General features: G+C 69.5%; 14 protein-coding genes. 7 read left to right on the forward strand and 7 right to left on the reverse strand.

The features are described from left to right. Positions 1-7 precede the first annotated feature (7 nt). The 6 genes from ACGGAQ_RS15235 (at position 8) to ACGGAQ_RS15260 (ending at position 5,991) form a co-directional block, all read left to right on the forward strand. Positions 8-796: a hypothetical protein gene (locus ACGGAQ_RS15235; protein WP_393049089.1), complete on the forward strand. Its 789-nt coding sequence runs from the start codon at positions 8-10 to the stop codon at positions 794-796. 16 nt (positions 797-812) lie between these two features. After that, complete coding sequence (locus tag ACGGAQ_RS15240; protein WP_393049092.1) at positions 813-1,496, forward strand: class F sortase; 684 nt, start codon at positions 813-815, stop codon at positions 1,494-1,496. A 50-nt stretch (positions 1,497-1,546) separates the two neighbouring features. Further along, positions 1,547-2,173, forward strand: a complete 627-nt coding sequence (gene sigK, locus ACGGAQ_RS15245; RefSeq protein ID WP_393049095.1) for an ECF RNA polymerase sigma factor SigK — start codon at positions 1,547-1,549, stop codon at positions 2,171-2,173. After that, positions 2,170-2,898: an anti-sigma factor domain-containing protein gene (locus ACGGAQ_RS15250; protein WP_393049098.1), complete on the forward strand. Its 729-nt coding sequence runs from the start codon at positions 2,170-2,172 to the stop codon at positions 2,896-2,898. The genes sigK and ACGGAQ_RS15250 overlap by 4 nt, the downstream gene beginning before the upstream one ends. 115 nt (positions 2,899-3,013) lie before the next feature. Beyond that, positions 3,014-4,681, forward strand: a complete 1,668-nt coding sequence (locus ACGGAQ_RS15255; protein ID WP_393049101.1) for a serine/threonine-protein kinase — start codon at positions 3,014-3,016, stop codon at positions 4,679-4,681. Positions 4,682-4,980: 299 nt separating this feature from the next. Then, positions 4,981-5,991 carry a mechanosensitive ion channel family protein gene (locus ACGGAQ_RS15260; protein ID WP_393049104.1) on the forward strand — a complete coding sequence of 337 codons (1,011 nt, stop codon included), beginning with the start codon at positions 4,981-4,983 and terminating at the stop codon, positions 5,989-5,991. Between the two features lie 79 nt (positions 5,992-6,070). Here the strand turns inward: ACGGAQ_RS15260 and ACGGAQ_RS15265 are convergent, their stop codons facing one another. Continuing rightward, positions 6,071-6,652, reverse strand: a complete 582-nt coding sequence (locus ACGGAQ_RS15265) for a type 1 glutamine amidotransferase domain-containing protein (RefSeq protein WP_393049107.1) — start codon at positions 6,650-6,652, stop codon at positions 6,071-6,073. A gap of 176 nt (positions 6,653-6,828) precedes the next feature. Here ACGGAQ_RS15265 and ACGGAQ_RS15270 point away from each other — a divergent pair, with 176 nt between their 5' ends. Beyond that, entirely contained in the window at positions 6,829-7,656 is an 828-nt protein-coding gene (locus tag ACGGAQ_RS15270) for an aldo/keto reductase (protein WP_393049110.1), read from the forward strand. A gap of 101 nt (positions 7,657-7,757) precedes the next feature. Here the strand turns inward: ACGGAQ_RS15270 and ACGGAQ_RS15275 are convergent, their stop codons facing one another. The 6 genes from ACGGAQ_RS15275 to ACGGAQ_RS15300 all read right to left on the reverse strand — a co-directional run bounded on the left by ACGGAQ_RS15275 (position 7,758) and on the right by ACGGAQ_RS15300 (position 15,078). Then, a complete protein-coding gene (locus ACGGAQ_RS15275; RefSeq protein WP_393049113.1) occupies positions 7,758-8,390 on the reverse strand; it encodes a TMEM175 family protein in 633 nt (210 codons plus the stop codon). A gap of 124 nt (positions 8,391-8,514) precedes the next feature. Next, positions 8,515-9,690: a zinc-dependent alcohol dehydrogenase gene (locus tag ACGGAQ_RS15280; RefSeq protein ID WP_393049116.1), complete on the reverse strand. Its 1,176-nt coding sequence runs from the start codon at positions 9,688-9,690 to the stop codon at positions 8,515-8,517. After that, complete coding sequence (locus ACGGAQ_RS15285) at positions 9,687-10,685, reverse strand: SRPBCC family protein (protein WP_393049119.1); 999 nt, start codon at positions 10,683-10,685, stop codon at positions 9,687-9,689. Before ACGGAQ_RS15285 ends, ACGGAQ_RS15280 begins: the two co-directional genes overlap by 4 nt. A gap of 295 nt (positions 10,686-10,980) precedes the next feature. Next, entirely contained in the window at positions 10,981-12,102 is a 1,122-nt protein-coding gene (locus tag ACGGAQ_RS15290; RefSeq protein ID WP_393049122.1) for a hypothetical protein, read from the reverse strand. A gap of 152 nt (positions 12,103-12,254) precedes the next feature. Beyond that, the gene (locus ACGGAQ_RS15295; protein ID WP_393049125.1) at positions 12,255-13,412 is read right to left on the reverse strand and encodes a glutathione-independent formaldehyde dehydrogenase; all 1,158 of its coding nucleotides are present in this window, start codon (positions 13,410-13,412) and stop codon (positions 12,255-12,257) included. A gap of 421 nt (positions 13,413-13,833) precedes the next feature. Then, on the reverse strand, positions 13,834-15,078 hold the full coding sequence (locus tag ACGGAQ_RS15300; protein WP_393049128.1) for a PQQ-dependent sugar dehydrogenase: 1,245 nt from the start codon (positions 15,076-15,078) through the stop codon (positions 13,834-13,836). Between the last annotated feature and the right edge of the window lie 90 nt (positions 15,079-15,168).

A 15,168-nucleotide genomic window follows, 5' to 3' on the forward strand; every position in this document is an offset into this window, starting at 1 on the left:
ATTTGTTGTGAGACTGTCCCGAGCCCTGCTCGCCCTACCAGCGGCCGTGCTGGTCCTCGCGTTCCCGGGCGTCGCGCAGGCCGACGAGAGCGTGCAGGTCCAGCTGCAGGACCTCAACGAGACCGGTGCCACCGGCACCGCGACGTTGACCGCGACGAGCGGCGGCGACCTCAAGATCATGATCTGGTCGAAGGGCATGACGCCGAACTCGCCGCACGCCCAGCACGTGCACGGCGCGGCCAACGGAATGGACTTCCACTGCCCGGACAAGTCCGCCGACACCAACGGCAACGGCTTCGTCAGCACGGAGGAGGGCCTGAAGATGTACGGGGACATCTTCATCTCGCTGACCACCACCGGGGACACGACCAAGGCCAGCGGGTTGGCGGTGGACCGGATGCCGAAGGCCGACGCGCAGGGCAACCTCAGCTACGAGCGCACCATCCCCGCTGCCGACCTGCCCAAGGGCACCATCGAGCACCTCAAGGACCTGCACCTCGTGCAACACGGCATCGACGCCAACAAGAACGGTAAGTACGACATGGAAGCTCTCGGGGAGTCGACGTTCGCCAAGTCCATCGGCGTCAACGGCATCCCCGCCGAGGCCACCGACCCTGCGACGTGCGGCATGGTCAGCGGCGCCGCCGCCGGGTCCGTACCCGCCGGGGGTGTCGCCACCGGCGATGGCAGCACCTCCGGTGGGTCGCCGATGATGATGTACGCCGTGGGTGGCCTCGCGCTGCTCGGCGCCGCGGGTGCGGTCGTCGCGCGACGCCGGCTCGCCGGCGAGCGCTGAGCCGGAATTGTTCGCGATGGACAACGGCGGCACGCCAGCGCCGGCCGGACGCCGCCGGGGGCGCTTCGCGCTCCTGGCGGTGGCCGGCATCCTCACCGTGACGGCGGCCGTGTCGATCGGCTTCGCGGTGGCCGACCGGGCTGGGGAGCCACCTCGGCCCGACGCCTCCGCTGCCGCGCCAGCCGCGACGGCGTCGCCCGCTGGGGCGACCAAGCCTGGTGAATTGACCTCGGGACCATTGATGGCCAGTTCGCCCCCAACGCGGGTGTCGATCCCGTCGCTGAAGGCCACCGCCGCGATTGTCGCCCTCGGCCTGCGGGCGGACGGGGCGATGGAGGTCCCGGACAGCGCCACCGACGTGGGCTGGTTCACCAAGGCGCCGACGCCAGGGGCCCTCGGTCCGGCCGTGCTGGCCGGGCACGTCAACTGGAAGGGACGTCGTGGAACGTTCTTCGATCTGGGCAAGCTGTCCGTCGGCGCCGGGATAACGGTCAACCGCCAGGACGGCAGCACCGCGATGTTCACCGTCAGCAAGGTCGAGCAGTATCCCAAGGACGACTTTCCCACCGATGAGGTGTACGGGGCTACCGACCACTCGGCGCTGCGTCTGATCACCTGCGGCGGCGAGTTCGACGACGCTACTGGGCACTATCGCGACAATGTCATCGTCTACGCGCGCCTCGCTCACGCGCATGCCTAGCACTCGAGTACCCGGCGGCACACGGAACGGCCGCCAGCACAGGAGAGGACATGCCGAGAATGAGCGGTGACCCGGAACAGGCGCGGCGGCTACGTTCGGTGCCGTCGGACACCGCGACGCCACCGAGCGCCGACGAGCTGCTGACTCGGGTGGCACGGGGCGACGAGGCGGCGTTCGCGGCGCTGTACGACACGATGGCGGGCCGGGTCCTCGGGCTGACTCGCCGCGTCCTGCGCGACTCGGCGCAGGCCGAGGAGGTGACGCAGGAGGTGATGGTCGAGGTGTGGCGCACCGCTGGCCGCTTCGAGGCCGGTCGTGGCTCAGCCTCAGCCTGGATTCTGACCATGGCGCACCGCCGGGCGGTGGATCGAGTGCGTTCCGAGCAGGCGCACACCAACCGGACCCTGCAGGTCGCCGCGACCGAGACGCATGTCCCCTATGACGAGGTGGTCGAGGACGTCACCGCGCGTTTGGAGCGGGAACAGGTCCGCCGCTGCCTGGGCCGGCTGACGCCGGTCCAACGGGAGGCGGTGGCCCTGGCCTACTACGGCGGCCACACCTACCGGGAGGTTGCCGAAAAGCTGAAGACACCGCTGCCGACGGTGAAGACGCGGATGCGCGACGGACTGATCCGGATGCGTGACTGTCTGGGAATCGACATGGAGGGACGGGCATGAGCGCCGACATCCACACCCTCGCCGGCGCGTACGCCCTGAACGCGGTCGACGACCTCGAGAGGGCGGCGTTCGAGCGGCACCTGGCGGACTGCGAGTCGTGCCGCCTGGAGGTGACCGAATTACGGGAGACTGTCGCACGGCTCGCCGACGACACCGTCGTCGAGGCCACACCCCCGGGCTTACGGGAGCGCACCCTCACCCAGGCGGCGCGTACCCCGCAGTTGCGCTCGGGTGCCGCAGGAGACAGCGCCAGACGGCAGGCGAGCAGGTGGCGACGGTTCACCGTGGCTGCCGCCGCAGCCGTCCTCGTGGCCGGCGGCGCGAGCGCGGTCACCTGGACCGTGAGCAATGATCGGATCAGCGACGAGCAGGCCAGCAGCGACCAGGCTCGGCAGATCGCCGCCGTCCTGGACGCCCCGGACGCCCGGGTGTTCGAGCGGTCGCTGCCGCCCGGCGGCTCCGCGACCGTGGTGGTCTCCCGGGACCGGGACCGAGGGGTGGTGCTGCTGCGTGACCTGCCCGAACCCGGCCCCGGGCGGATCTACGAGCTCTGGCTCATCCGCGGCAGCGAGCCCCGCAAGGTGGGACGACTGGCCGAGGGAGTCCGGGCGTCGACCACGGTCATCGGCCCGGTCGCCGAGGCGGGAACGTTCGGCGTTTCCAACGAGCCCGCGGGCGGCTCCGTCGCCCCCACGCGAATCCTGGGTACGGTCGAGCTGAGCTGAGCACGGGCCGGCTGCGGTCACACCGTCGGTGCGGGTCCAGCCGGTCCGCACCGACGGCTGATGTGTTTCCCGCTCATCCACCCATCCGGGCGGTGGACCGCTCCGAATCACCACCATGGATGACGAGCTGCTCGCCGGCCGGTACCGCAGGCTCCTGCCGATCGAGGACGCTGCCACTCCGGGACGCGTCTGGCTGGCCCGCGACGAGGTGCTCGACCGGGACGTCGCGCTCAAGCAGATCGCCGTGCCGGGATGGGCGAGCGACGCCGAGCGGTCCCGGTTGCACGAGCGGACGCTGGCCGAGGTTCGTGGGCTGGCCGGGCTGGACCACCCGAGCGTGATGGGGATGTGGGACGTGCTGAGCGCCGACGGGCACCTGTGGCTCGTCATGGAGTACGTGCCCTCCCGGTCCCTGACCGAGGTGGTTGCCGCCGACGGCCCGCTGACGCCGGCCGAGGTGGCGCGGGTCGGGCTGCACCTGCTCGCCGCACTGAAAGCCGCGCACGGGATGGGTGTGGTGCATCGGGAGCTCTGTCCGCAGAACGTGCTGCTCGGCGACGACGGGCGCGTCATGCTCGGCGGGTTCGGCCTGTCGATCTTCGACAGCCACAGCCCGGCGACCGTCGGTGCGGCGAACCTGTCGAGGAACCAGTACGTCGCGCCGGAGCGCGCTCGCGATGGCAGGGCCACCCCCGCCTCGGACCTGTGGGCTCTCGGCGCGACGCTCTACCTGGCCGCGGAGGGCCGCCCACCGTGGACCCGGCCCTCGACCCTGGCCACACTCGCCGCTCTGGCCACCGAGGCGCCCGACCGGATGAGCGTCCTGCCACTGGAACCGGCGATCACCGGACTCCTGCTGCGCAATCCCCGTCAGCGGCTGTCCGCGCACGAGGCCCGCGCCCTGCTGGAGCAGGTGGCCGAGGCGACCGTACCGATCGAGCCCGTGCCGGTGCCCCGGGCGCGCCGCCGGTGGCGAATGTCCACACGGCCGCGGCGGCGGTCGCGGACCGCAACGCCGCCCGTCCCGATCGCCGAGGACGCGATCGACACCACGGTCATCACGGCGAGGTCGTCGAACACCCGCGACCGGACGACCGGCTGGGCGTTCGCCGGCGCAGTGTTGGGACTGCTGGCGGTCGTGGCCATCGTCGTCACGGCAGCCGGTGCCGTGATCGGCGGCCTGCGCAGCCAGGACGGCGTGCCGGGCGTCGACCCGGGCGGTGCGGCGGCCGGCGCGATGGAGTCAACCAGTCCGGAGGTACCCGCCCACCTCTGCCTGGACGATGACGCCTCCAGCGAAGCCGAGCCTCTGCGGGAACCCACCGCACCGCTCCCGTACGCGCTGCCCGACGGATGGGCTTGGCACCAGGACCCGGCCGGCTTCCTGGTGGCAGTTCCGCAAGGGTGGACCCGGCACACCGAGGGCGAAAGTGTCTGCTTCCGCGACCCCGCCGAGGTGCGAGCCATCGCTGTCAACCTCGCCGCCGAAGCTTCCCCCACACCCTCGAAGCAGTGGGCGGCCGCGGAGCGCGAGGCGGTGAAGACCGCGGCGCTTTCCGGCTACCGGAAGATCAGCATCGGGCCGGTCATCCGCGCGGGTGGCGCGGCGGAGTGGGAGTACACCTGCGACCAGGCCGGCGGTGCGCGGCTGCACGTCCGCCGGCTGCTGGTCAATGACAGCAGGACCCGTGCCCACAGCCTGTCCTGGATGACCCAGGACAGCCAGTGGAACGCGTCGGAGCCTCTGCAACGACTGGCCCTCGCAAGCTTCCGCCTCGACTGACCCGTGTTCCCGAACCTGGTCACCTCCATCGCAGCCAGTTCCAGTTGCGTTCGCGGCGGGGCCGCCGAATGCCGCGTGTGGCCGACGCCCCGCTCCACGGTCGTCCGCCCATAGGCGGCGGCGGGTCGGCGCTGCCAGGCCGGCAACCCGGAAGCCACGTCGGGCGGCTGACGCAGGCCCGTTCGGCGGTTGTTTGTCGATGTTCGCCGCTTGCCACCGGACCGGATGGCACCCTGGGCCCGTGGACTGGGCAGCGAGCCAGGGGAAGGTGGCATCAGGATCACGGTGAACGGCAACTGATGCGTACCGCGTTGATCGTGTTGGCCGCGCTGGCGGCGGCCGTGGTCGTGGACCTGGTCTCCGGCGTGCTGGTTCGCTGGGCTGCCCGTGGCCGATACTGCTGGCTGCTGGAGCCGCTGCGGCTCGCGTGCCGCCGCCCGGCGGCCGCGGTCCTGCTGGTCGGGGCGGTGTACTACACGCTGCCGCCCGACCTGGCCGGGTGGCAGCGTTATCTGCGGCACGCCATCCTGCTGGTCCTGATCGCCGTCGGTGCGTGGCTGGTGGTCAGGATATTGCAGGTGGCCGAAACGGTCGCGTTCAGTCGACTGCCGAATGATGTGACCAGGAGCCGGCGGGCCCGGCGGGCCCGGACCCAGATCCGTCCGGTGCGGCGGCTCACGGTCGCCGTCGTCATGCTCCTCGCGGTCGGCCTGATCCTGATGACCTTCCGGCCGGTACGCCTTTTCGGCGTTTCCATTCTGACCTCGGCCGGGGTGGTCGGCGCGTTGATCGGTCTCTCCGCCCGAACCGCGCTCGCCAACGCGTTCGCCGGCATCCAGGTCGCCTTCGCTGACGGGCTGCACGTCGACGACGTGGTGGTGGTAGAGGGCGAATGGGGCCGGGTCGAGGAGGTGAAGCTGACCAACGTCGTGATCCGGCTCTGGGACGAGCGGATACTCATCCTGCCGACCACGTACTTCACGGAGCGGCCGTTCCAGAACTGGACCCGGAACGAGTCGCGGGTGATCGGCAAGATCCAGATCCATGTCGATCACACCGCGGAACTGGACGACCTGCGCCGGGAGGTACGCCGACTGGTCGAGTCAGCACCGCTGTGGGATCGCAGCCAGTGGGTGCTCCAGATGGTCGACGCCACCGCGCAGGCCGTGGTCATCCAGGTGCAGGCCTCAGCTGCGGACGGCGCCAGCGCCTGGGACCTGAGCTGCGACCTACGCGAGGGACTGATCCGCTATCTGCGTGACCAGCACCCCCAGTGGTTGCCCCGCGGCCGCAACCAGTACCAGCCGTGACCGGTGGAACCGGGCCGTGGCCGCTGCGCCGGCTGGGCTCAGGGCCGGGCTGATCCTCCCGGCCCTGAGCCCAGCCGGGTCAGGCTGTCGCCATCTGGCGGACGTTGTGGCCCTTGGCGAACTCCTCGACCATCTTCGAGCAGAAGGCTGGTAGGTCGTTGGGGTTGCGGCTGGTGACCAGGCCGTTGTCGACCTGCACCTGTTGGTCCACCCAGTTCCCGCCGGCGTTGCGGATGTCGGTGCGCAGGCTGGGGAACGAGGTGACGGTCCGACCGTTGACCATTCCGGTCTCGACCAGCGACCAGGGGCCGTGGCAGACGGCCGCCACCGGCTTCTTCTGCTGGAAGAACGCTCGGACGAAGTCCATCGCCTGCGGGTTCATCCGGAGCCGGTCGGGGTTGACAGTCCCGCCCGGCAGCAACAGGGCGTCGTAGTCGGCCGCATCGGCCTCGTTCACGGTCCGGTCCACGGGATATCGGTTGGCCGGGTTGATGTCCTGGTTCATCGACTGGATCTCGCCGGATTGCAACGAGATCAGGTGGACCTCGGCTCCGGCCTGCTCTGCGGCGGCCCGGGACTGGGTGTATTCCACGTCCTCCACTCCGTCAGCGGCGAGGCAAGCAACTCGCTTGCCGGTCAGTGGCTGCTGGCTCTGCGCCATTTCGCGGCCTCCCCTTCGCGGCGCCACCCCGTCGGCGGCGCATCGCTCACTCCCGGATCGCCTTCCCGGTGCGGGCACCCACAAACGGGCCAGCGAACGCCGCCCGTGGGTGTGCTGGCTGTCGCAGCGGGTAACGCAGGCAACCTACTGGCACCAAGGCTCAGGAAGGTCGACAAATGATCAAACTGCCGTCCGGCCAGACCATGCCCGTGCTCGGCCAGGGAACCTGGTACCTGGGTGAGCAATCCGCACGGCGGCGGGATGAGATCGCCGCCCTACGCACCGGGCTCGACCTGGGCTTGACCATGATCGACACTGCGGAGATGTACGGTGACGGCGCTTCCGAGGAACTCGTCGGCGAGGCGATCACCGGACGACGCGACGACGTCTTTCTGGTCGACAAGGTGCTGCCGTCCAACGCCAGCCGACGGGGAACCGTGCAGGCCTGCCGCCGCAGCCTGCAACGACTCGGCGTCGACCACATCGACCTCTACCTGCTGCATTGGCGCGGCAGGCATCCACTCGCGGAGACCATCGAGGCGTTCGCCGAGCTCGTCGACGCCGGTGACATCGGGCAGTGGGGCGTGAGCAACTTCGATCTTTCCGATATGACGGAGCTACTCGAGACGGAGAGCGGGCAAGACTGCGCGACCAATCAGATCCTGTACAACCTCACCCGCCGCGGTCCGGAATATGACCTGCTGCCGTGGCTACGCGAGCACCGGATCCCGGTGATGGCCTACTCGCCGATCGAGCAGGGTCGACTGCTCGGCCACTCCCAGATCGCGGAGATCGCCGCTCGGCACGAGGCCACCCCGGCTCAGGTGGCGTTGGCCTGGGTGCTGCGGCAGGAAATGGTGGCGGCCATCCCCCGATCGTCCAACCCCGAACACACCCGGGAGAACGCGGAAGCGCGAGACCTGCAGCTGACGGAGGAGGACGTAGCGGCACTCGACACCGCGTTCCCGCCGCCGACCGGCCCGCAACCGCTCGAGATCTTGTAGCGTCACCAACTTCCGGATGAGGGTGGGCTTGTGGGAATGCCCTCGAATCCGGACGGGAACCCGGCGGGCGCTCGCGCCCGCCGGGTAGAACCGCGCCGCCTTCAGCCACTTCGCCGGCCAGGTCGGTGAGTGATCCGGCGAACCACCCCGAACTGGTACAGGCCAGCGCTGGTGATCGCGTAGAAGACGGGCAGAAAGAGAAATATGGCCATGCCGAGCAACGGCGCCACCAGGTAGCCGACTATCCCGGCGAGGACGTACAGGACGACCCCGGCGAGGGCCCGGAACCGCTCGACGTGAAAAAAGCCGTCCCTGACCTGGTCCTTCAGCAGGTCGGGGTTCCGGGCCAGGTAGTGGTAGAACGCCAGCCAGCTTGCGCACAGCACTGCGCCGATCAGCGCGTAGAAGGCGACGGCCACGCGCTGGTCCGCGTTGTTGTGCTCCTGCAGCGCGTGCGACACGACAGCTGTCGGAAACGGCAGCAGGGCCGTGCTGAACAGCACGAGCAGGTTCACCCAGTGCAGACCGCGATCGGTCTGCTGAATGCGGTTGAACGCCGCCTTGTGATTGAGCCAGACGACGGCCACGTACGAGTAGGACGCGAGATACGCGGCGTACGACGGCCACTGGCTAAGCAGGCCGGACAGGAGGCGACCGGGTGGAACGTCCGGTACCCGGAGGTCCAGGACCAGCAGTGTGATGATGATGGCGAAGATGGCATCGCTGAACGCCACGGCGCGGCTGGTATCCGACCGGGTGCTCAACTCCGGGTCTGGCCCACTCACCATGCGCGCCTACCCACTGTGGTCGGCCGCAAACTGCCGGGCACGACGTTCCCGGACGGACGCACGTGGTCCGTCAGGGTTTGAGGACAACCTTCTCGCAGTTGTCCTGCTTGTTCTTGAACATCTCGAAGCCGCGTTCTGCCTGGTCGAGCGGCAGGGTGTGGGTGATGACCCGGGTCGGGTCGATCTCCCCGCGTTCGATGCGCTGCAGCAGCGGTTTCATGTAGCGCTGCACGTGGCACTGGCCGGTACGTAGGGTCAGCGCTCGATTCATCCACGCGCCCGCCGGGAACTTGTCGAGGAAGCCGCCGTACACGCCGATCACCGACACGATGCCGCCGCTGCGGCAGGACAGGATCGCCTGCCGCAGCGCGTGCGGGCGCTCGGTCTCCGAGCGGACCGCCTGCTTGACCCGGTCATAGGCGTGCACGTGCGCGGCGCCGTGGGTGGCCTCCATGCCGACCGCGTCGATGCACTTGTCCGGTCCCCGCCCACCGGTCAGTTCCAGCAGCCGGGACCGCACGTCCACCTCCTCGAAGTTCACCGGCGTATAGCCCGCCCGCTCGGCCATCTGCAGCCGGTACGGCTCCTTGTCGATGGCGATGACCTTCGCGGCCCCGAGTACCCGGGCGCCGTCCATCGCGAACTGGCCCACCGGGCCGGCGCCCCACACCGCCACCACGTCGGTGGACTGGATGTCGCACAGATCGGCACCCATGTAGCCGGTGGGAAGGATGTCCGAGAGGAACAGCACCTGCTCGTCGGTCAGGTCGGACTCGATCTTCAGCGGACCGACGTCGGCGAACGGCACCCGCGCGTACTGCGCCTGACCGCCCGCGAAGCCGCCGGTCAGATGCGAATAGCCGAAGATCCCGGAGACCGGGTGGCCGAACATCTTCTCCGCGATCCCGGCGTTGGGGTTGGAGTTCTCGCAGCAGGAATACAGCTCGGCGGCGCACGCGCCGCACGCGCCGCACGCGATCGGGAACGGCACGACGACCCGGTCTCCGACGCGCAGCCGACCCGGATCGACGCCCCGGCCGACCTCGATCACCTCACCCATGAACTCGTGACCCATGACGTCGCCGTTCTCCATCGTGGGCACGTACCCATCGACCAGGTGCAGGTCGGAGCCACAGATCGCGGTGGAAGTGATCCGTACGATGGCATCGCGCTCGTTCAGGATCCTCGGGTCCGGCACGTCACGGACCTTGACCTTGTTGCGGCCCGCCCAGGTGTTCGCCCTCATGCCTGGGCCCCCTTCGCGAACTCGGCATCGGACAGCGGCTGCGCCGGACGCTGCGGGAACTCCTTGCGGGCCCGTTTGCCCCACGGGGCGCCGTCGGACCGGACCACCTCGCCGGTCTCCAGCACCTGCTTGAGCCGGCGCAGGTCGTCGTCGAGCTGCTGGTGCGGCTCCTCGCCGAAGTACCTGGCGATCGCCTTGCCGATCGCGCCGCCCGGGATGTCGTACGACATGACGACGTGCACCTCGGTGCTCACACCGTCCGGGGCGGGCACGAACCGGACCGTACCGGCGTTCGGCACGTCGGCGTTGCCGGTCGACCGCCAAGCGATCTTCTCGCCGGGCGAGTCGTCGACGATCTCCGCATCCCACTCGACGTTCTTGCCGAACGGGGCGCTGGCGGACCAGTGGCTCGTACGGTTACCGGTGGAGCGGATCTCCTCGAGATGCGCCATGAACGTCGGGAGGTTGTCCAGATCGCGCCAGAACGCGTAGACCTTAGGCGGCGGTTTGCGAATGGTTGTCGTGGCCGTCAGCTCCATGGGTCCTCCTCTGCGTACGCCACGTCCCGCCGGCGCTGAGCCGCTCCTTTTCGCCCGGGTGGCCTGTACGGCGGTCAGCAGGTCCACCACCGTGATCCCGACGATGGCGCCGGTGACAACGAGGAGCCGCCGACGGCGGCGCCCGCCCCGGTGGGCGATGGCCAGTCCGAGCGAGGCCAGGTCCATCGCGTCGCCCGCGACCCGGGTCCACGCCCACATGCCCTTGCGCCGGCTCGTCAGGAGCCCGGCCGCGTGTATCAGCTCCCGCGCCCCGACGAGTGGCACCACCGCCCGGGACGTCGGAGAGTCGTCCACGCCGCTGATCCGACGCACCGTGTCCGGTGCCGCCAGTTGTGCCACGCCCAGGCCGAGACTCATCCAGCCGAGCCCGCGCCCCCGCCGCTGCACCTCGTCCTGCCCGGCCTTCGTTGCCTCTCCGGTTGCCAGTCCAGTCACGGGTAGCCCTCCGTATCCGGTCGCACCCGCCCGGGCAGCCCGGTTCACGGCGCCCCGGGGCACGACTCATCGGGGCCCGGTTACCCCCCGGGAAGCAGCTGAACCCGCTGATCGGCCGCTGCTTCGAGATCGCCCTCCCGGTCCGGGCCGTCCAGACGGCGTCCGGGGGTTCATCGTCGCGGCAACCTGCCGGCGACCGCCGAAAAAGCCTGCCCGGGGCGCACCGACCCCGCTCCCGCTGCTCAGCACGACGTCACGGCCGCGGATCACAAGCGTTTCGGTCGCACCTGCCCGCTCATCCCGCCCGCGTTGGGCTGGCCGTCTCGTCCCGCCAGCCGTCGGGTTCGGGATGGTAGCCGTACGCGGCCGCCCGCACCGTCTCCTCGTTCTCCAGCCCGGAGCCGATCGCCCCGCCGACGGTGGCCAGCGAACTGGTGATCCAGGCGAGCGTCAGATAGTCGGTGAAACTGACCGGTCGCTGCAAGGTCTGTTCCAGCACGGATGTGTCGATCAGCAGCGCCCCGACGAGCACCGTTCCCACGAACAACACCACGTAGGACACCGCCGTGGCCAGGGCGAGGGTGAGGATCGTACCCAGGTTGAACAGCCGGGCCAGCTCAGCCGGCGTCTCCCGGTCCGGCTTCTGCCACAGGTCGTGCGCGACGATCAGCCAGGTAATCAACCCGGTCAGCCCGAGCACCATGATCACACTGAGCCGGAGTCCGCCGAGCGCATCGCCCATCTGCCAGATGGTGTCCGTGGTGAGCGCGAACGCGGCCGTGCCGAACGCGCCGACCAGCAGCTTGGACAGGCCCAGCAGGGCGCGCCCCGGGCGGTTGGCGCGGACCATTCCGGTCAACAGCCGCACCCGGCCGATCAGCCCGGAGGCGACGTAGCGTAGATCCCCGTCGGCCTCGCCGACCACCCGGTGGACGGCGGGAATCCGGCGTGTCATGTCGGCTGGTGCCCAGCCTGCCGGCGGCACCCGCTTGTCGGAAGCGTCGGTCAGCAGCCGGCTCACCAGATCCGGAACGACCGCGCGGGCCGCTCGCAGCTGAGGCAGTCCCAGTGCGGGCAGGGACACCATCGCCACTGCACGCCGCGCCGAGGTCTGCGCGACCAGCGGCATCCGTTCGGCGTTCAGCGGCAGATCGGTCAGACAGATCGCGACGTCCCACCGGTCGTCGGCACGCCGTTGGGCCAGATCCTCCAGCAGCGCCTCACCGCCACCGTCACGGCGCGGCGCCACCTCGCCCCAGCCTTCCCGGATGGTCCACCGCACGTCCGCGTCCACCCGCTCGGCGAGCCGACCGGCCAGCTCGGCGGTGAGCCGAGCGGCCACCCGGGCCGGGTGGTCCGGCGGGGTCGCCACCAGTCCGACGATTATCTCCGGGCGGTCGTGTTCGCTGTCGGTCATCGGTGCTCCTCACCAGCTGGCAGGGCCCGTCGCCGTCCATCGTCATCGATGCTGGCTGTGGCGTAGGCAGCCGGAGCCATGCTGCTGTCAGCCACCGCGGTGGCCCGACAGCAGCATGGCCACGCTGAAAAACACCTACAGGTTGCCGGTTTCTAGTGTCGACCGTCCGGGTGCAGCAGAACCTTGGTCCAGCCGTCGTTGCGGGCATCGAAGTTCTGGTACGCCGTGGGCGCCTCGTCCAGCGTGAGTTCGTGGGACACCAGAAACGACGGGTGGGCCTTGCCGGTAGCGATGAGGTTCATCAGCTGCCGATTGTAGTTCTTCACGTTGCACTGCCCGGTTGCCATGGTCTGCCCCTTGAACCAGAACATGCCGAAGTCGAACGGCACCTTGCCCTGTTTCTGTAGCGGGTCCGGCGCTCCCGGGTCCTGAGGCACGTACACGCCGACCACGCCGATCGTGCCGCCGAACCGCACGGAGTGCACGAGGTTGTTCACGGTCAGCCCAGCCTTTTCCTGGCCCTTCGGGTCGTGCGCCTGATAACCGACGGCCTCACAGCCGCGGTCCGCGCCCATCCCGCCGGTCTGCTCCAGGATCTGGTCGACCGGTGATCCCTTCGAATCGTCGATCGGGATCGCGCCGATCTGCTCCGCCAGGCGCAGCCGGTCCGGATGGCGGTCCACCACCATCACCTTGTTGGCACCCTTGATGATCGCGGAGTACGCGGCGAGCAGGCCGACCGGTCCGCCGCCGTAGACCGCCACACTGTCGCCGGGTCGCACACAGGCGAGCTCGGTGGCGTGCCAGCCGGTCGGGAAGATGTCCGACAGCAGGACGTAGTCCTTCTGCCTGCTCATGTCCCGGGCGTCCGGCGGCAGGACCAGACAGTTGAAGTCCGCCCATGGCACCCGCAACAACTCGGCCTGACCGCCGTTGTAGGGACCCATGTCGGCGAACCCGTAGGCCGCGCCGGCCATGCCCGGTGCCGGGTTGGCCACCAGACAGAACGCGGTCAGACCCTGGTTGCAGTTGGCGCAGGACCCGCACGCCACGTTGAACGGCAGGCACACCATGTCGCCGACCTTGACCAGATCGACCCCTTCGCCGACCTCGATGACCTCACCCATGTTCTCGTGCCCGAACACCCGGCCGGGCTCGAAGTCTGTGCGCCCTTCGTACATGTGCAGGTCGGAGCCGCAGATGTTCGTCGTCGTAATCCGGATCAGCGCATCAGTCGGTCTCTCGATTCTCGCGTCCGGAACCTCCTTGACGCTGACAGTCCTGGGTCCCTCGTACACGACAGCCTTCATCTGTTTCCCCCGTGAAGAATTCGCTCACTGATGAGCCATGCCAATTCTGGCGTTCACATCCTCGCAGACCGTTGCGCCCGTTAAGGGCGGTTTGCGCAGGAGTCTCATGACGCCGGACTGGTGATCGCGCCGTTCTCGGCCGGCCACGATTGATCGTCCGCGACGCGCTGCGCGATCGCCGCCCATCCGTGGGCGCCCGGGTCAGCACCGCGATCATGCTGGCGAGCGACTGCCGCACCGGGTAGCGCGCTTCTCGAGGACGCCTGCTCTGGTCGCAGCGGCAGCGGAGGCTCTGCGCCCACGCACTCCGGTGAGAGCCCAGCGCACGCGCGCCGGGCCATGGTGCGCCCCGGCGTGGACGGCCGCCCGGTGGGCGGCCGTCCACAGTGGTGTTACGAATGCGGAGAAACTCTTCCCGGGTTCAGCGGTTCGTCACCCCGGTGCCAGAGGCTGGCGGCACCCGCTCGAACCGTACCCGGCTCAGCCATCCCGGGAGGTCGCTGAGCACGTACAGCTCGCCGTTCACATCGGCGCCGAACGCCGTCGGCTGGGTGGGGAAGGTGCCGATCTCAGCAGACTCGTAGCCACCCGTGGACGTGGGGCGCACGGCGAACGCGCGGGTCGAGCAGTAGTCGCTCGCGATGTAGGTTCCCCGCGCCTCCGGGGTGGCGGACCCCCGGTACACCAGGCCGCCGATGATGGAGCAGTTCTCCGTCAGGTAGTGCTCGTACTCGACGACCGGGTCGGTGAGCCGCACGCCCGGCCGGCACTGCGTCTGGTCGAAGACCGGCGTGCCCTCCTTGCAGGACCAGCCCAGGTTCGCTCCACGCTGCGACGGGCGAATGTGGTTGACCTCCTCAACCAGGCCCTGACCGACGTCGCCGATCCAGAGCGAGTTGTCGACCGGATCGATGGAGAACTTCCACGGGTTGCGCAGCCCGTAGACCCAGATCTCCGGCCGCGCGCCCGCCGTACGGACGAAGGGGTTGTCAGTGGGTACGCAGTAGGGCTTTCCCCCGCAGGAGCGGTTGACGTCGATCCGCACGATCTTGCCCAGCAGGGTGCCGAGGTTCTGGCCGCTCTTGAACGGGTCGTTCGCGTTGCCGCCGTCGCCGAGTGACCAGTAGAGGTAGCCCTCGCGGCCGAACGCCACCTGTCCGCCGTTGTGGTTGCCGTACTCGGCGTGCTCCTGGGTGAGCAGCACCTGCAGCCGGTCGGGAGCGCCGATGGGCACCCGCGCCAGGGTCAGCGTGCCGGCCGGCAGGCTCGTGTAGGCCACGTAGAGGATCCCGGTCCGCGCGAAGTTCGGTGCAGGCGTGATGCCGAGGAGGCCGCGTTCGTTGTCCGACGTGTCGATCCGGGCGGTCAGGTCGAGCACCGGCACGGCAGCCAGGCCGGTGTCGGGGTGGTAGGCGCGCACCGTGCCGTTCTTCTCCGCGATCAGCATCCGGCCGTCCGGCAGTCCGGTGATCGCGATCGGACGCTGCAGTCCGAACGCCACCCGTTCGGACACCACTGTCAGCTCGGCGAGTGGCGCCGCGCGGGTGTGGGACGGGCCGGCCGCGGCGTTGCCGGCCACCGACGCCGGTGGCAACAGAAGCGTCGACAGGGTCAGGATGAGCAGCCCGATCAGCATGGTGGCCGGGCGATAACGCCGTCGCTGCATGTTCAGCTCCTCGAGCAGGTGGGTGGAGGGTGTGGTCTGGGAGGGTCTCCGGCCCAGGGCGCCAACGCGCCCTGGGCCGGAGTGGTGCCG

Origin of the sequence: Micromonospora sp. NPDC047557, from assembly GCF_043205095.1 — a bacterium.
In the GTDB taxonomy this organism is placed as follows: Bacteria; Actinomycetota; Actinomycetes; order Mycobacteriales; family Micromonosporaceae; genus Micromonospora.